At 34.2% G+C, this 538-nt stretch carries 1 protein-coding gene; it reads right to left on the bottom strand.

Going from position 1 to position 538, the window contains the following annotated elements:
* On the bottom strand, nt 1–538 hold a 538-nt coding region (locus tag VQ048_RS12465; RefSeq protein ID WP_327611960.1), incomplete at both ends, for a hypothetical protein.

Genomic DNA, 538 nt, shown 5'->3' on the forward strand with positions numbered 1-538 from the left:
TATAATGACTTAAAATATCCCCTTCAAATGGTGTAGGCTCAAAACTAATAGGAGTTATAGATACACTTTCTGTATCCTTGGTTGAGTTGTTATCACTGGGGTATGAAAAAGAAAAAAGGTCTTTGGGAAAACTTTTTTGTATTGCTTTTTTCGTCTGCCTGTTGGTCTTAGAGCTTTTTGTATTGTTTTGAGGTTTTGGAATGCTTGGCGGCTCTTGAAAAAGTGTATCAAATAAACTTAATTGTACCCCACCATCATTTGTGATTTTAGAAGTTGCTTCTTTATTTTCAGAAATAGGTTCTTTTGATATTGATGTTGGTGGCTCAGGTGTTATAGGAGTTGAATTTGTATTGATTGGAGCTTTCTCATTTTTTTCTGATATTGTAGTTGGTTGGTTTGAAAAAGAATCCGCAAGATATAAGGGCATTCGTTGTTTATAATTACCAAAATCAAGGTTTAATTTTTCTTCGAGGTCACGGGCTATTCCAGATACGCCATTTTCGTGTATATAAATCCTTGATGGTTTTCCGTATAAGTC

The sequence above is a fragment of the Bergeyella anatis genome (assembly GCF_036016955.1).
In the GTDB taxonomy this organism is placed as follows: Bacteria; Bacteroidota; Bacteroidia; order Flavobacteriales; family Weeksellaceae; genus JAYWXI01.